The sequence below is a fragment of the Pseudomonas reactans genome (assembly GCF_013387025.1).
GTDB lineage: Bacteria > Pseudomonadota > Gammaproteobacteria > Pseudomonadales > Pseudomonadaceae > Aquipseudomonas > Aquipseudomonas reactans.
Genome location: NZ_JACAQP010000029.1, coordinates 1 through 15,352 on the forward strand (window position 1 = coordinate 1; position 15,352 = coordinate 15,352).

15 protein-coding genes are annotated in these 15,352 nt (G+C 61.2%); 9 read left to right on the top strand and 6 right to left on the bottom strand.

The window, feature by feature from the left end:
- Positions 1 to 160 precede the first annotated feature (160 nt).
- Together HX793_RS23550 and HX793_RS23555 are read left to right on the top strand one after the other, a co-directional pair.
- Positions 161 to 607, top strand: coding sequence for a response regulator (locus HX793_RS23550; RefSeq protein WP_016977834.1), 447 nt, complete (start codon positions 161 to 163; stop codon positions 605 to 607).
- Between the two features lie 119 nt (positions 608 to 726).
- Positions 727 to 1,182 carry a hypothetical protein gene (locus tag HX793_RS23555; RefSeq protein WP_157787149.1) on the top strand — a complete coding sequence of 152 codons (456 nt, stop codon included), beginning with the start codon at positions 727 to 729 and terminating at the stop codon, positions 1,180 to 1,182.
- 73 nt (positions 1,183 to 1,255) lie between these two features.
- On the opposite strand, the gene HX793_RS23560 is transcribed toward HX793_RS23555, so the two are convergent.
- Positions 1,256 to 3,433, bottom strand: coding sequence for a malate synthase G (locus HX793_RS23560; RefSeq protein WP_177052749.1), 2,178 nt, complete (start codon positions 3,431 to 3,433; stop codon positions 1,256 to 1,258).
- Positions 3,434 to 3,796: 363 nt separating this feature from the next.
- Here HX793_RS23560 and HX793_RS23565 point away from each other — a divergent pair, with 363 nt between their 5' ends.
- Positions 3,797 to 4,309 (top strand): glycine cleavage system transcriptional repressor, encoded by a 513-nt coding sequence (locus HX793_RS23565; protein WP_177096555.1) that lies wholly within the window; start codon positions 3,797 to 3,799, stop codon positions 4,307 to 4,309.
- Positions 4,310 to 4,546: 237 nt separating this feature from the next.
- Here HX793_RS23565 and rarD read toward each other — a convergent pair whose 3' ends face one another.
- From rarD to HX793_RS23590, 5 genes are all read right to left on the bottom strand, one after another.
- Positions 4,547 to 5,431, bottom strand: coding sequence for an EamA family transporter RarD (gene rarD / locus HX793_RS23570; RefSeq protein ID WP_016977837.1), 885 nt, complete (start codon positions 5,429 to 5,431; stop codon positions 4,547 to 4,549).
- 55 nt (positions 5,432 to 5,486) lie between these two features.
- Positions 5,487 to 6,461 carry a serine/threonine protein kinase gene (locus HX793_RS23575; RefSeq protein WP_016977838.1) on the bottom strand — a complete coding sequence of 325 codons (975 nt, stop codon included), beginning with the start codon at positions 6,459 to 6,461 and terminating at the stop codon, positions 5,487 to 5,489.
- Positions 6,462 to 6,626: 165 nt separating this feature from the next.
- Positions 6,627 to 8,525, bottom strand: a complete 1,899-nt coding sequence (locus HX793_RS23580; RefSeq protein ID WP_177059268.1) for a PhoX family protein — start codon at positions 8,523 to 8,525, stop codon at positions 6,627 to 6,629.
- 78 nt (positions 8,526 to 8,603) lie between these two features.
- A complete protein-coding gene (locus HX793_RS23585; RefSeq protein ID WP_016977840.1) occupies positions 8,604 to 9,368 on the bottom strand; it encodes a TOBE domain-containing protein in 765 nt (254 codons plus the stop codon).
- 58 nt (positions 9,369 to 9,426) lie between these two features.
- Complete coding sequence (locus HX793_RS23590; protein ID WP_177059270.1) at positions 9,427 to 10,164, bottom strand: ComFC family protein; 738 nt, start codon at positions 10,162 to 10,164, stop codon at positions 9,427 to 9,429.
- A gap of 92 nt (positions 10,165 to 10,256) precedes the next feature.
- Here HX793_RS23590 and bioB point away from each other — a divergent pair, with 92 nt between their 5' ends.
- From bioB to HX793_RS23620, 6 genes are all read left to right on the top strand, one after another.
- On the top strand, positions 10,257 to 11,312 hold the full coding sequence (gene bioB, locus HX793_RS23595) for a biotin synthase BioB (protein WP_016977842.1): 1,056 nt from the start codon (positions 10,257 to 10,259) through the stop codon (positions 11,310 to 11,312).
- A 3-nt stretch (positions 11,313 to 11,315) separates the two neighbouring features.
- Entirely contained in the window at positions 11,316 to 12,497 is a 1,182-nt protein-coding gene (bioF, locus tag HX793_RS23600) for an 8-amino-7-oxononanoate synthase (RefSeq protein WP_177096553.1), read from the top strand.
- Complete coding sequence (locus HX793_RS23605; RefSeq protein ID WP_177059274.1) at positions 12,490 to 13,221, top strand: alpha/beta fold hydrolase; 732 nt, start codon at positions 12,490 to 12,492, stop codon at positions 13,219 to 13,221. The genes bioF and HX793_RS23605 overlap by 8 nt, the downstream gene beginning before the upstream one ends.
- Positions 13,214 to 14,026 carry a malonyl-ACP O-methyltransferase BioC gene (gene bioC / locus HX793_RS23610; protein ID WP_177059276.1) on the top strand — a complete coding sequence of 271 codons (813 nt, stop codon included), beginning with the start codon at positions 13,214 to 13,216 and terminating at the stop codon, positions 14,024 to 14,026. Before HX793_RS23605 ends, bioC begins: the two co-directional genes overlap by 8 nt.
- Positions 14,023 to 14,703, top strand: a complete 681-nt coding sequence (gene bioD, locus HX793_RS23615; RefSeq protein ID WP_177096551.1) for a dethiobiotin synthase — start codon at positions 14,023 to 14,025, stop codon at positions 14,701 to 14,703. The genes bioC and bioD overlap by 4 nt, the downstream gene beginning before the upstream one ends.
- A gap of 106 nt (positions 14,704 to 14,809) precedes the next feature.
- Positions 14,810 to 15,091, top strand: a complete 282-nt coding sequence (locus tag HX793_RS23620; protein ID WP_016977847.1) for a hypothetical protein — start codon at positions 14,810 to 14,812, stop codon at positions 15,089 to 15,091.
- Positions 15,092 to 15,352: the final 261 nt, after the last annotated feature.

Genomic DNA, 15,352 nt, shown 5'->3' on the forward strand with positions numbered 1-15,352 from the left:
GCTACTTCAGACCATCCCTAGGGAAAAACCTTACATGACTATCGTCCAAAACCCGTAGAACGCCCACTAGGCAAACTTTCCGACGAAGTGCACATTGATCGCCCTTCCGCAGATGTCTGACGAGTGTGCTGGGAGATTGATGAGAACTGCTGAGAACCGTATGTCCGACCACGATATTTTGAGTGATGCCGAGCGCGAGGCGCTGAGCGCCGTGATGCTGGAGCCTGATTTACCGCCACAACGCGTGTTGATCGTCGACGACGACAAGGACGCACGCGAACTGCTGGCGGAAATCCTGGGGCTGGATGGTATTCGCTGCATGACCGCCGACAGTGGTGAGGCGGCGTGGGATTTATTGAAGACCAGCAGCTCCATCGGTTTGCTGATCACCGACCTGCGCATGGCGCCCAGCAATGGCCTGGAACTCATCCGACAAGTGCGTGAATCTACGCGTGCGGCGCTGCCGATCATCATCATGTCGGGGGACGCCGAGGCGCCGGACGTGATTGATGCGATGCATTTGAGCGTGGTGGATTTTTTGCTGAAGCCAATTGATAGCGTGAAGTTGGCGAAGATGGTGAAGCGGGAGTTGGGGATGGCGCAGTAGATGCCGCTGGTCGAGACTGTTAATTCTGACAGTAGATGGACTGAAGTCGCACTTGTTTACTGAGTGAGAGGACGCTGACGCTTGATCAGCATGCCCTACTTGGGAAGCAGGGGTTCATCATGACGGCTATTAAATCGGGTTTTTCAAAAGAAGAATGGAAACAGGCTCGCGCTAAAATCAATGAAAGTGATGCGTTCATTCTGATTATCACAAATGGTGCCGCAGATTTTTTTCGAGCGAAGATTGTGAGTGGATCGAAGCAGGGCACTTCAATTTACAGAGACGTTCTGCCCAGCCGCGAGCGCGTGAATTGGCGGTACGAGGAGGCATTAACTGATGGACTACATGAATTTGAAGTGGATAATTTAATTCAGTTTGAATATGTAAATGCCTCCGGAACTTCGTTTTATCCCTCCGATCCCCCCGAACCCTTCCATCCTGGCAAAATTATTGTCACGGTTGAGAATCATGCAGATGGTAGCTTCACCCACTCGGGAATACTGTTGAATGTACATGTCTCAGCAGGCCAAGAGCATGCTTCAGTTAACGGTACTTATGTGTTTCATGGTTTCTGAAGTCGACCCTGCGTTGTAGGGACCAAGACGCCCTGATCGAATGATCAGGGCGTCTTGGTTTTTCAGCGGTTACTCAAAGACCATTCCTAGCCTTGAACTCCCGACGCCGACGGTGCAACACCGGCTCGGTATACCCATTCGGCTGCTTGGTCCCTTCAATCACCAACTCCACGGCCGCCTGAAACGCGATATTGCTATCGAAGTCCGGGGCCAGCGGGCGGTACAGCTTATCCCCAGCGTTCTGACGGTCCACCACCGGCGCCATGCGCTTGAGGCTTTCCATGACCTGGTCTTGGTTGACGATGCCGTGGCGCAGCCAGTTGGCGATGTGTTGGCTGGAGATGCGCAGGGTGGCGCGGTCTTCCATCAGGCCCACATCGTTGATGTCCGGCACTTTCGAGCAACCGACGCCCTGGTCGATCCAACGGACCACATAACCCAGGATGCCCTGGGCGTTGTTGTCCAGTTCGTTGCGGATCTCTTCGTCGGACCAATCGGTGTTGCTGGCCAGAGGAATAGTCAGGATGTCGTCCACCGACGCACGCTCGCGCTTGGCCAACTCGGCCTGGCGGGCAAACACGTCCACCTTGTGATAGTGCAACGCGTGCAGCGCAGCCGCCGTTGGCGATGGCACCCAAGCGGTGTTGGCGCCGGCCAATGGGTGGGCGATTTTCTGTTCGAGCATCGCCGCCATCAGGTCGGGCATGGCCCACATGCCTTTACCGATCTGCGCGCGACCTTGCAGGCCGGTGCTCAAACCGATATCGACGTTCCAGTTTTCGTAGGCGCCGATCCATTTTTCCGCCTTCATCGCGGCCTTGCGCACCATCGCGCCGGCTTCCATGGAGGTGTGGATCTCGTCGCCGGTACGGTCAAGGAAGCCGGTGTTGATAAACACCACGCGCTCGCTGGCCGCCTTGATGCAGGCCTTGAGGTTGACCGTAGTACGGCGCTCCTCGTCCATGATCCCGACTTTCAGCGTGTTACGTGGCAGGCTCAGTACGTCTTCGATGCGGCCGAACAGCTCGTTGGTGAACGCGGCTTCTTCCGGGCCGTGCATCTTCGGCTTAACGATGTACACCGAACCGGTGCGGCTGTTCTTGCGGCTGTTGTTGCCGTTGAGGCTGTGGGTCGCGGCGAGGCTGGTGACCAGGCCGTCGAGGATGCCTTCCGGCACTTCGTTGCCGTCTTTGTCGAGGATCGCATCGATGGTCATCAGATGACCCACGTTGCGCACGAACAACAGCGAGCGACCGTGCAGCGTCACGTCCTGGCCATCCACGCCGGTATAAACGCGGTCGGCGTTCATCGTGCGGGTGAAGGTCTTGCCGCCCTTGGCCACTTCTTCGGCCAGGTCGCCCTTCATCAGGCCGAGCCAGTTGCGGTAAATAACCACTTTGTCGTCGGCATCGACGGCGGCGACGGAGTCTTCGCAGTCCATGATGGTGGTCAGCGCGGCTTCCATCAGCACATCTTTGACGCCGGCGGCGTCGGTCTGGCCGACCGGGGTGCTGGCGTCGATCTGGATTTCGAAGTGCAGGCCATTATGTTTCAGCAAGATCGCAATCGGCTCAGCCGCAGGGCCCTGGAAACCGATCAACTGTGCGTCGTCGCGCAGGCCGCTGTTGCTGCCGCCCTTGAGGCTGACAATCAGAGTGCCGTCGACGATCTTGTAGCCGGTCGAGTCGGCGTGGCTGCCGGCGCTGAGCGGTGCGGCCTCATCGAGGAAGGCGCGGGCGAAGGCGATGACTTTGTCGCCACGCACTTTGTTGTAACCCTGGCCCTTTTCGGCGCCGTCGGCTTCGCTGATGGCGTCGGTGCCATACAGCGCGTCGTACAGCGAGCCCCAGCGCGCATTCGAGGCGTTGAGGGCAAAGCGGGCGTTCATCACCGGCACTACCAGCTGCGGGCCGGCCATGCGGGCGATCTCGTCATCGACGTTTTGGGTCGTGGCCTGGAAATCTGCGGCTTCTGGCAGCAGGTATCCAATATCTTGCAGGAAGGCTTTGTAGGCCACCGGGTCGTGCGCCTGGCCGGCATGAGTCTGGTGCCAGGTATCGATCCGCGCTTGGAAATCGTCGCGTTTGGCGAGTAGGGCTTTGTTCTTCGGGGCCAGGTCATGGATGACCTTGTCGGCACCGGCCCAGAACTGGTCGGCAGTAATGCCGGTGCCGGGAATGGCTTCGTTGTTCACGAAGTCGAACAGGACTTTGGCGACCTGCAGGCCACCGACTTGAACGTGTTCAGTCATTGCTTGCCTCACTCTGCACAGCTTAAGCGCTTTTTAGATTTTCATTATGTAGTGCCAGGTTGCGCATACTACATGATGACTTGCGGTTGTGAAAATTAGACTAAATACGTCGTTTAGCGACCCACTTTGGTCGTACGGTCACAGCGGAGAACCGGATGTTCTCAAAAAACTATTGGATTGTTCCAGATAAATATAAAAATGGTACACGATTTGTTTTCAAACGCACCTGCGTCCACCTTGTAGGAGCGAGCTTGCTCGCGAAAAACGAATAGGCGACGCGAGCTGTCTGAAAGAGCTGCGTTATCGTTGACGTATTTCGCGAGCAAGCTCGCTCCTACAGGTCATGCACCAGAGGGCTTTGCCATGGACCATCTTGTACTCACAATTATCGCTGCCGACAAACCCGGACTGGTTGAACGCATCGCGCAGAACATCGCCGCCCACGGTGGCAACTGGCTGGAAAGCCGCATGGCGCACATGGCCGGACAGTTTGCCGGGATCCTGCGGGTCAGTGTGCCTGCAGAGAACCGTCAGGCGTTGGTGGGGGCGCTGGAGGATTTATCCACCCATGGCATTCGCGTGTTGGTGGGCGAGGGCAGCAGCGGGCAGGCCTCGTCGTCCAAGTCGATCATGATGACGCTGGTGGGCAATGACCGTGCGGGCATTGTGCGTGAGATCACGGCACTGTTGAGCAAGCAAGGCGTGAACCTGGAGAGCCTGAGCACCGATGTGCGCCCGGCGCCCATGAGCGGTGATCCGTTGTTTACCGCCGAGGCGCTGTTGCAGGTGCCGACCGCGTTATCCCTGGACACCTTGCAGTTGTCCCTGGAAACCCTGGCCGATGACTTGATGGTGGAACTGCATCACGAGGAATAAATCACGAGGAATAATCTGCCCACAGGGTTATGCATGGAAATCTTGCATGGGCCTGTGGATAACCTGTAGAGACCCCTCGCCAGGCCACGCCGGCCGGGGTTCTTCGCGGATTGAGCAAAAAACGAGCAATTTCAAAAGCTTGTGCACAAATGGCGGGGATCAGGTTGTGGATAACCTTGGGGTGGATGCCTGCAAGCCATGTCCGCTGTGGCTTGCAGAGGTTTGTACGTTATTTGATCAGCGTTTGCGCGCGCTGAGCCAGATATCCACGCTGTACACCACCAGGCCCGCCCAGATGAAGGCGAAGGCGGTCAGGGTGCTTGGTGCCAGGTGTTCGCCGAACAGCAGCACGGCTTCCAGCAACACCAGGGTCGGTGCGACGTACTGCAAAAAGCCCAGCGCGGTGTAGGGCAAATGCCGTGCGGCGGCGTTGAAACACACCAGCGGGATCAGCGTCACCGGGCCGGCCGCTACCAGCCACCAAGCTTCGGACGTACTCCAGAATGCCATCTGCGCGCTATGGGCGGTCGGGTTGAACAGCAGCCAGGCAATCGCAATCGGCACCAGCATCCAGGTTTCCACCACCAGCCCCGGCAGCGCCTTGACCGGCGCCTGCTTGCGAATCAGCCCGTAGAAGCCAAAGGTCAACGCCAGCACCAGCGACACCCATGGCAAGCTGCCGACCTGCCACACCTGTTGCGCCACACCCACGGCTGCCAGCCCGACGGCGACCCACTGCAAGCGGCGCAGGCGCTCACCCAGGATCAGCATGCCCAGCACCACGTTCACCAATGGGTTGATGTAGTAACCCAGGCTCGCCTCCAGCATGCGCCCGGTGTTCACCGACCACACATAGGTCAGCCAGTTACCCGCGATCAGTGAGCCACTGAGGGCCAGGATCGCCAGGCGCTTGGGGTTGTCGCGCAATTCGCGGAACCAGCCGGGGTGCTTCCACACCATCAACAGCAAACCGCCGAACAGTGCCGACCACAACACGCGGTGCACGATGATCTCGGCGGCGGGCACGCTGGCGATGGCTTTGAAGTAGAGCGGGAACAGACCCCAGATGACGTAGGCGCTCAGGCCCAGGATGTACCCCTTGCGGGGGTTGGCGGCTTGCATTGCAGAATCCTTGCTTAGGCAGCTAACAAAGCGCGATTGTAAGGATATTTGTCCGTCAAAACAGCTTCAATGGCTCTTCATTCAAGGCGGCCAATTGTTCGCGCAACGCCAACACCTGATCGCCCCAATAACGCTCGCTGCCAAACCACGGAAAGCTGTGGGGAAACGCCGGGTCGTCCCAGCGCCGTGCCAGCCAGGCGCTGTAGTGCATCAGGCGCAAGGCGCGCAGGGGTTCGATCAGCGCAAGTTCACGCGGGTCGAAGTCATGGAATTCCTGGTAGCCGTCCATCAATTCCGACAACTGTCCCAGACATTCCTGACGGTCGCCGGCGAGCATCATCCACAGGTCCTGTACCGCCGGGCCCATGCGGCAGTCGTCCAGGTCGACGATGTGGAACATCTCGTCGCGGCACATCATGTTGCCGGGGTGGCAATCGCCGTGCATGCGGATGTTCTTGTGCGGCGTGGCTTTGTACACCTCTTCCACACGCTTGAGCAGGTCGCGTGCCACGGACTCGTAGGCCGGCAGCAGGCTCTTGGGGATGAAATTGCCTTCCAGCAGCGTGGTGAGCGAGTCGTGACCGAAGTTCTTCACGCCCAAGGCTTCGCGGTGTTCGAACGGGCGGGTGGAGCCCACCGCATGCAAACGGCCGAGCAATTGCCCAAGGCGATACAGCTGATCGAGATTGCCCGGCTCCGGCGCACGGCCGCCACGGCGGGGGAACAGGGTGAAGCGGAAACCGGCGTGTTCGAACAGACTTTCGCCGTTGTGGATCAGTGGAGCAACCACCGGCACTTCGCATTCGGCCAGTTCGAAGGTGAAGCGGTGTTCTTCGAGGATCGCCTCGTTGGTCCAGCGCTGCGGCCGATAGAACTTGGCGATCAGCGGTTCCGAGTCTTCGATGCCCACTTGATAGACGCGGTTTTCGTAGCTGTTGAGCGCCAGGACGCGGGCATCGCTGAGGAAACCGATGCTTTCGACAGCGTCGAGCACCAGGTCGGGCGTGAGTGTTTCAAACGGGTGGGCCATGCGAACTCCTGCGCGCAGCAGGGCGCCGCGTCCGGCCGGGTATGGTAACCCTGTAGGAGCGAGCTTGCTCGCGAAAAACCTGAGCGCGCCTCGGGGCGTCAGGCTTTGCGCGTTTTCGTTGACGTTTTTCGCGGGCAAGCCCGCTCCTACAGGGACTGTGGTCTATCAGGCGCCGACGATGCCGCCATCATCCCGCCGAATTGCCATCACCGACGAGCGAGGCTTGCCATTCGGCAGATGCTCCGGCCAGGTCGAGCCGCCGGTTTCGCCGGGATGCTGGATCCCTACAAACAGCGTCTTCTGATCCGGCGAGAAGCTGATGCCCGTCACTTCACAGGCCACCGGTCCGACCATGAAGCGGCGGATTTCTCCGGTGGAAGGGTCGGCGCAGAGCATCTGGTTGTTGCCCATGCCGGCGAAGTCACCCGCGTTGCTGTAGTCCCCATCCGTAAGAATCCACAGGCGTCCAGCCTTGTCGAAGCCCAATCCGTCTGGACTGTTGAACATGTTCTGCGGGTTGATGTTCGACGAGCCACCTTTGGGCGTACCGGCGTGCACGCCCGGGTTGCCGGCCACCACGAACAGGTCCCAGCTGAATTCCGTGGCGCCGTGGTTATCAGCGTCGGCCTTCCAGCGCAGGATCTGGCCGTAGACGTTTTTCTCACGCGGGTTGGGGCCGCCCACCGGTTGGCCGTCTTCACCGCGCTTGGCGTTGTTGGTCAGGGTGCAATAGACCTGGCCGTCGGTGGGGCTGACCACGATCCATTCCGGGCGGTCCATGCGCGTGGCTTTCACCACACTGGCGGCGAGGCGCGCGTGGATCAGCACTTCGGCCTGGCTGGAGAAGCCGGTGCTGGCGTCGATGCCGTTTTTACCGTGGGTCAGCTCGACCCATTGGCCTTTGCCCTTGGGGTGATCGGCGTTGCCATCGCCCGCGTCGAAGATCGCGACATACAAGGTGCCGTGGTCGAGCAGGTCTTTGTTGGCCTTTGGATTTTTGTGGTTGATCTTGTCGCGGCTGACGAACTTGTAGATGAACTCGCCGCGCTCATCGTCGCCCATGTACACCACGGCGCGGCCGTCGCGGGTTTCTGCCAGGGCCGCGTTTTCATGCTTGAAGCGGCCCAGGGCGGTGCGCTTGGCCGGGGTGGATTGCGGGTCGAACGGGTCGATTTCCACCACCCAACCGTGGCGGTTGAGTTCGTTGGGGTTCTTCGCCATATCGAAACGAGGGTCGTGTTGATGCCAGTTGATATCTTTGCTGGCGGCGACCACGCCATAGCGTTTCTGCCCGGCATCGAAGGTCTGTTGTGGGTTGCTGCTACCGAAGCAGTCCGTGAAGTTCTCTTCACACGTCAGATAAGTGCCCCACGGCGTCTTGCCGTTGGCGCAGTTCTGGAAGGTGCCCAGGGCCTTTTTGCCAGATTTGTCGGCGCTGGTTTTGAGCCAGTCGTGACCGGCGGCCGGGCCGCTGAGGCGGATCGGCGAATTACCGTGGATGCGGCGGTTGTAGCGCGAGTCCTGCACGAACTGCCAGGTGTCGCCCTTGCGCCGCACTTCGATGACCGACACGCCTTCGCTGGCCTGGGCCTTGTGCACGTCTTCGGCCGACTGCGGCGCGCCACCGTGGGCGAAGAGGTAGCGGTAGTTGGTGTATTCGTTGTTGATCGCCATCAGCGCGCGGTTGTCGTCGCCGGGAAAGGCAAACAGGCTCATGCCATCGTTATTGTCGCCGAACTGCTGTTCCTGGGCCTTGGCCGTGCCGTTGCCGGACGGGTCGAAGGCCGGCGCGTTCTTGCTCAGCGGCTGGCCCCAGCTGATCAGCACCGAAGCGCTATAGCCCGGCGGCAGAGTGATTGCGTCGCTGGTGGCGGCGGCGATGCTGGTAAAACCCAGCAAGGGGCTGGCGCTGGCGGCGTTGACGGCGAGGGCGCTGCGGGTCAGCAGGTTGCCACCCAGAAACATCGCGGCGCCACACAGGGCACCGGCGCCGATAAAGCGGCGACGGGTGAGGCCGACCATCTGTTCAAGGTCGGTGGCTTGGTTTTCTTCTAATAGGCTCATCTCAGGCTCCCTGCGGTTTTTGCAGACACCATAAGGAGCGGGCGTGACGAAATTGTTGCAGTTTAAATAGCGGGCCGCTTACACCGGCGTGCCGAGCAGCACATTGCTCGGCGCAAATTGCACCTGGATCGCTTTGCCTTCGGTCACACGCAGCGCCTTGAGCGCGGCGGGCTGCGCCAGGGCGCATAAAACCTGGCCGTTGGGCAGTGTGACGCGCACTTCGCTGGGCCCGTCCTCTGCGTCGAGAACGGCGTCGACGATGCCGCTCATGCAATTGTGTCCAGTTGTTGCGGGAGCCTCGGGTGCCAGCAACTCCAGCCAGCCGGCTTTGATCAGTGCGACCACTTCCACGCCAGTTTCCAGCTCCAGTCGCTGCGTGCTGTCATGGGTAATCTGTGCAGCCAGGGTCAGCCCGCCGGCCAGTTGCAGGCGGATCAGATCATTGCGGCCATGCTGCTCGATGGCGACGACCTGACCATGCAGTTGATTACGCGCGCTGGTGCGCAGCATCAGGCGGCCGAGCAGGTTGAAGTCGCTGGCAGCTTCGTCCGAGCCCAGCACTTCGGCCTGCACCGCTTGCAGGCGCTGGTAAAGACGCAGCACGCGCTCGCCTTCTGCCGTCAGCTTGGCACCGCCGCCGCCCTTGCCGCCGACGCTGCGTTCCACCAGCGGTTTTTGCGCCAGGTTGTTCAACTCGTCGATAGCATCCCACGCCGCCTTGTAACTCAAGCCGGCACTTTTTGCCGCGCGGGTGATGGAGCCCTGCTCGGCGATATGCGCCAGCAAGGCAATGCGCTGGGGACGGCGGATGATGTGTTGGCTGAGGGACGTTGGCAGAGACATGGGGATACGCTTCGATGTGATGGACCGAACGTTGCGGGCAAGGTGGGACGGAGTCAAGTCAACTGCCCGGTTTGGGCGTGCGGGCCAGGCAGTACACATCGACCTGTCGCGCCCCGGCGTTCATCAGCAACCGCGCCAGGCTGTGGGCGGTGGCGCCGGTGGTGAGCACGTCGTCCACCAGTGCGAAGTGACGGCCTTGTACCTTGGCGTCGGGCGCCAGGGCGAAGGCGCCGAGCAGGTTGCGTTGGCGGGTCTTGGCATCGAGGGCCTGTTGGGCGACGGTTTCATGGGGGCGTAACAACAGGTGTTCATCGTAGGGGATGTTCAAATCGCTGCTGAGCCAGCGCGCGAGCATCAAGGCCTGGTTATAGCCGCGTTCACGCAGGCGCTTGCGCGCCATCGGCACCGGCAGCAGGCAGTCGGGGCGAGTGAGTTCGGTGTTGTCGAAGCGATGTTGCAGGTGCTGGGTCAACAGTCGCGCCAGCATCTGCCCCAGGGGCCAGCGCGCTTGGTGCTTGAAGCGGCTGATCAGGCTGTCGACCGGAAAGCTGTAGGTCCAGGGCGCAATCACCTGTTTAAAGGCCGGCGGATGTTTCTGGCATTGGCCGCAGATCAAGCCCTCCATCGGCAGGGGCAGGGCGCACAGGTTGCAGTGTTCTATCAGCCACGGCAGCTCGGTTTCGCAGACGTTGCACACAGAGTCGGCTGATTCCGTTGCCTCATCGCAGAGTAAACAGGTTTGAGTGTTTATTGACCAGATGTAAACCTGGTGTTTGTAGTCTGGTTGACAGTGCATGAATCTTCCTTAAATATGCCGAGCATCCGTGTCGTGCCTGTGGGTATTGCCCTTCCCGCAGCGCTTGCCAAAGCATAATCAAGGAATCGCCCATGAGCGCCAGCACCACCGCCACCTTGCGTCACGATTGGTCCCTCGCCGAAGTCAAAGCGCTGTTCGTGCAGCCGTTCAATGACCTGCTGTTCCAGGCGCAGACCGTGCACCGCGCGCATTTCGACGCCAACCGTGTACAAGTGTCGACGCTGCTCTCGATCAAGACCGGCGCCTGCCCGGAAGATTGCAAATATTGTCCGCAGTCTGGCCACTACAACACTGGCCTGGAAAAAGAGAAGCTGATGGAAGTGCAAAAGGTCCTCGAAGAGGCTGCCCGCGCCAAAGCCATCGGCTCGACCCGCTTCTGCATGGGCGCCGCCTGGAAGCACCCGTCGGCTAAAGACATGCCCTACGTGCTGCAGATGGTCAAAGGCGTGAAGGCCATGGGCCTGGAAACCTGCATGACCCTTGGCCGCCTCGATCAGGACCAGACCGAAGCCCTGGCCCAGGCGGGCCTGGACTATTACAACCACAACCTCGATACCTCGCCCGAGTTCTACGGCAGCATCATCACCACCCGTACCTACAGCGAACGCCTGCAAACCCTGGCCTACGTGCGGGATTCGGGGATGAAGATTTGCTCCGGTGGCATCCTCGGCATGGGCGAGTCCCTCGATGACCGCGCCAACTTGCTGATCCAACTGGCCAACCTGCCGGAGCATCCGGAGTCGGTGCCAATTAACATGTTGGTCAAGGTGGCCGGTACGCCGCTGGAAAACGCCGAAGACATCGACCCATTCGACTTCATCCGCATGCTCGCCGTGGCGCGCATCCTGATGCCGCAGTCCCATGTACGCCTGTCGGCCGGTCGTGAAGCGATGAACGAGCAGATGCAGGCCCTGGCGTTCTTCGCCGGCGCCAACTCGATTTTCTACGGCGACAAACTGTTGACCACCGCCAACCCGCAGGCGGACAAGGACATGCAACTGTTCTCACGCCTGGGCATCCTGCCGGAAGCCCGTGAAGAACACGCGGATGAAGTGCATCAGGCGGCGATCGAGCAGGCGCTGGTGGAGCAGAAAAGCAGCGAGCAGTTCTATAACGCTGTGGTGTGAGGGATGTCTTTCGATCTCGCCGCGCGCCTCGCTGCCCGCCGTGCCGAACACCTTTATCGCCAGCGCCCGCTGCTCGACAGCCCCCAAGGCCCGGAAGTGGTGGTGGACGGCAAGCCGCTGCTGGCGTTTTGCAATAACGATTACCTGGGCCTGGCCAATCACCCACAAGTGATTGAAGCCTGGCGCGCCGGTGCGTCCCGCTGGGGCGTGGGCGGCGGTGCTTCGCACCTGGTGGTCGGGCATGCGACGCCGCACCATGAGTTGGAAGAAGCGTTGGCCGACCTCACCGGTCGTCCGCGTGCGTTGCTGTTTACCACCGGCTACATGGCCAACCTCGGTGCGGTCACGGCGTTGGTGGGGCAGGGCGATACGGTGCTGGAAGACCGACTCAACCATGCCTCGCTGCTGGATGCGGGCTTGCTGTCGGGGGCGCGTTTCAATCGCTACTTGCATAACGACGCCGGGAGCCTGGCCAAGCGCCTGGAGAAAGCCACCGGCAATACCCTGGTGGTCACCGATGGCGTGTTCAGCATGGACGGCGACTTGGCCGACCTGCCCGCGCTGGCCCGTGAAACCAAGGCCAAGGGCGCCTGGTTGATGGTGGATGATGCCCATGGTTTCGGCCCATTGGGTGCCAACGGCGGCGGTATCGTCGAGCACTTCGGCCTGAGCCAGGAGGACGTGCCGGTACTGGTTGGCACCCTTGGCAAGGCGTTCGGCACGGCCGGCGCTTTTGTGGCGGGCAGTGAAGAGCTGATCGAAAGCCTGATCCAGTTCGCGCGCCCGTACATCTACACCACCAGCCAACCGCCGGCCCTGGCCTGCGCCACCTTGAAAAGCCTGGAGCTGCTGCGCATCGAGCATTGGCGGCGTGAGCACCTCAACGGCCTGATCCGTCAGTTCCGCCAGGGTGCCGAGCAGCTCGGGCTGGACTTGATGGACAGCTTCACGCCGATCCAGCCGATCCTGATCGGCGACAGCGCCAAGGCCATGCGCCTGTCGCAGATGCTGCGCGAGCGCGGCCTGATGGTGACCGCGATCCGCCCACCGACCGTGCCGGCCGGCAGTGCGCGTTTGCGCGTGACGTTGACGGCGGCCCACACCGAGGCGCAGGTGCAGCTATTGTTAAACGCATTGGAAGCGTGTTTCCGCGTATTGAGTAGTTCGGAGCCCGACCATGCGTGATCGACTGATATTGCTGCCCGGCTGGGGCCTCGGCGTATCGCCGCTGGAACCGTTGGCCGCTGCATTGCAGGGCCTGGACGAACACCTGCAGGTGCAGATTGAACCGTTGCCCGCACTGGATTCCAGCAACCTGGAAGAATGGCTCGACGAACTTGACGCCACGCTGCCGGACAACGCCTGGCTGGGCGGTTGGTCGCTGGGTGGCATGCTGGCTTCGGAGCTGGCGGCGCGGCGTGGCGAACGCTGCTGCGGCTTGCTCACGCTGGCGAGCAACCCGTGTTTTGTTGCCCATGAGGGTTGGCCGAGTGCGATGCCTGCCGAGACCTTCGATGCGTTTCTTGCCGGTTGCCACGCCGACTCCCAAGTTACCCTCAAGCGCTTCGGTTTGCTGTGCGCCAAAGGCGCCGAAGACCCGCGTGGATTGTCGCGCTTGCTGGTCAGCGGCGCACCCAATACCCCATCCAATGTGCTGATGCCCGGCCTCGAACTGCTCGCTCAACTCGACACCCGTGAAGCCTTGCTGGCGTATCGCGGCCCGCAGTTGCACCTGTTCGCCGGGCTGGACGGATTGGTGCCCGCCGAAGCCGCCAGCGACCTGCTGGCGTTGCTGCCCGATGTTGAAATCGGCCTGATTGAACAGGCCGGCCACGCGTTTCTTCTAGAAGACCCCCACGGTGTCGCGGGGGCCATCCAGGCTTTTTTGCATGAGTGCGTCGATGACTGATTTATCCCACGCCCCGCTGCCAGGCGCGTTGCCCGACAAGCGCCAGGTGGCGGCGTCCTTTTCCCGTGCTGCCGCCAGTTACGACAGCGTTGCCGAGTTACAGCGCGCAGTGGGCAGCCAATTGCTGGCACGCTTGCCGGCTGACATTGCGCCGCAACGCTGGCTGGACATGGGCTGCGGCACCGGTTATTTCAGCCGCGTGCTGGCCGAGCGTTTGCCCGCCAGCCAAGGCATTGCACTGGACATCGCCGAAGGCATGCTCAATCACGCACGCCCATTGGGTGGTGCCCAGCACTTCATCGCCGGCGACGCCGAACGCTTGCCGCTTAAAACTGACAGCTTGGAGCTGATCTTCTCCTCCCTCGCGGTGCAGTGGTGCGCGAACTTCGAAGCCGTGCTCAGTGAGGCCTCTCGCGTGTTGCAACCAGGCGGCGTGCTGGCTTTCGCCAGCCTGTGCGTGGGCACCCTGGAAGAACTGCGCGAAAGCTGGCGCGCGGCGGATGGCCTGGTTCACGTCAACCGCTTCCGCACGTTCGAGGCTTATCAACAACTGTGCGCGGCCAGCGGCCTGCGGGTGGTGAGCCTGGAGCGCCGCCCCCATGTGCTGCATTACCCGGACGTGCGCAGCCTCACCCATGAATTGAAAGCCCTGGGTGCGCATAACCTCAACCCCGGCCGGCCGGGAGGGTTGACGGGGCGCGCGCGGATTGTTGCACTGGTGCAAGCGTATGAGCGGTTCCGCCAGGCCCAAGGTCTGCCGGCGACTTACCAAGTGGTGTATGCCGTACTGGAGAAACCTCTATGACCGCCGCCTACTTCATCACCGGCACCGACACCGATGTCGGCAAGACCACCGTCGCCGCCGGCCTGTTGCACGCCGCCCGGCAAGCTGGCAGAAGCACCGCCGCCGGCAAACCCGTGGCTTCCGGCTGCCAGGTCACGCCCAAAGGCTTGCGCAACGCTGATGCACTGGCGTTGTTGGCCGAATGCTCGTTGCCCCTGACGTACGCCGAGGTCAATCCGGTGGCGTTCGAGCCGGCCATTGCGCCGCATCTGGCGGCGCGGGAGGCGGGCGTATCGCTGACTGTGCAAGCCTTGCTCAAACCCATGCAACAGATTCTGGCGCGCGAAGCGGATTTCACGTTGATCGAAGGTGCAGGCGGTTGGCGGGTGCCTTTGGCCGATCAGGCGAACCTGTCGGATTTGGCCATGGCGCTCAAGCTGCCGGTGATCCTGGTGGTGGGCGTGCGCCTGGGTTGCATCAGCCATGCCTTGCTCACCGCCGAAGCCATCGCCCGTGACGGTTTGCAACTGGCCGGGTGGGTGGCGAATATCATCGACCCCAAGACCTCTCGTCTGGAAGAAAACCTCGCCACCCTGGCCGAGCGGCTGCCTGCACCGTGCCTGGGACGTGTGCCGAAACTCAAGCATGCAGGGGCTGAAGCCGTGGCGGAGTACTTGCAGTTGGACCTGCTTGACTGATTTTGGCTATCGCTAAGGCATTATGCCATTAGTGTTTTTGACGGGCGTTTTGCGGGCGACTCTGCTTCAATCACGGTTCACGATTCTCTAAAGGCAGGCTTACGCCATGGAAATCTCTGGAAGCAGCGCGTTTTATTCGGGCCTGAGCAGCATTCAGACCGGGCAGAACCGTGTCGACCAGGCCGCCGGTAAAATTGCCAGCGCCGCGACGACCCAGCCCTCGGATGCGCAAAGCGACCGACTGCAAGCCAACGACCGCGCCCAGCCGTCCAACTCGGCCAGCAACATGGTCGAAATGGCCCAAGGCAAATTCCAAGTGGAGCTCGGCGCCAAAGTCGCCAAGGCTTCGGATGAAATGCTCGGCACCCTGATCGACACCTACGCTTAATCCCTCTACAGGCCGACCGGCTCTCGCTTTATGTGGGAGCTGGCTTGCCTGCGATAGCATCAACTCGGTCCTAATGATCTACCGCGGCGCCTGTATCGCAGGCAAGCCAGCTCCCACATTTGTCCTCCGTCGTATTGTTGAACTCCTACACTCCTGAATCATGTGGCACCCCGCCGCAGACGTCGCCGTGCGCGCCTTTGATTCATGTCATGACAAACGGCATCCGGACGACGCTTGACATCCCCAGGTGGTAAACGTATG

Coding starts and splice junctions, on each gene's coding strand:
- bioD (WP_177096551.1), top strand. CDS start 14,023: ATGACCGCCGCCTACTTCATCACCGGCACCGACACCGATGTCGGCAAG.
- HX793_RS23585 (WP_016977840.1), bottom strand. CDS start 9,368: ATGTCTCTGCCAACGTCCCTCAGCCAACACATCATCCGCCGTCCCCAG.
- HX793_RS23575 (WP_016977838.1), bottom strand. CDS start 6,461: ATGGCCCACCCGTTTGAAACACTCACGCCCGACCTGGTGCTCGACGCT.
- HX793_RS23605 (WP_177059274.1), top strand. CDS start 12,490: ATGCGTGATCGACTGATATTGCTGCCCGGCTGGGGCCTCGGCGTATCG.
- bioB (WP_016977842.1), top strand. CDS start 10,257: ATGAGCGCCAGCACCACCGCCACCTTGCGTCACGATTGGTCCCTCGCC.
- HX793_RS23555 (WP_157787149.1), top strand. CDS start 727: ATGACGGCTATTAAATCGGGTTTTTCAAAAGAAGAATGGAAACAGGCT.
- HX793_RS23565 (WP_177096555.1), top strand. CDS start 3,797: ATGGACCATCTTGTACTCACAATTATCGCTGCCGACAAACCCGGACTG.
- HX793_RS23580 (WP_177059268.1), bottom strand. CDS start 8,525: ATGAGCCTATTAGAAGAAAACCAAGCCACCGACCTTGAACAGATGGTC.
- HX793_RS23590 (WP_177059270.1), bottom strand. CDS start 10,164: ATGCACTGTCAACCAGACTACAAACACCAGGTTTACATCTGGTCAATA.
- rarD (WP_016977837.1), bottom strand. CDS start 5,431: ATGCAAGCCGCCAACCCCCGCAAGGGGTACATCCTGGGCCTGAGCGCC.
- HX793_RS23560 (WP_177052749.1), bottom strand. CDS start 3,433: ATGACTGAACACGTTCAAGTCGGTGGCCTGCAGGTCGCCAAAGTCCTG.
- bioF (WP_177096553.1), top strand. CDS start 11,316: ATGTCTTTCGATCTCGCCGCGCGCCTCGCTGCCCGCCGTGCCGAACAC.
- HX793_RS23550 (WP_016977834.1), top strand. CDS start 161: ATGTCCGACCACGATATTTTGAGTGATGCCGAGCGCGAGGCGCTGAGC.
- bioC (WP_177059276.1), top strand. CDS start 13,214: ATGACTGATTTATCCCACGCCCCGCTGCCAGGCGCGTTGCCCGACAAG.
- HX793_RS23620 (WP_016977847.1), top strand. CDS start 14,810: ATGGAAATCTCTGGAAGCAGCGCGTTTTATTCGGGCCTGAGCAGCATT.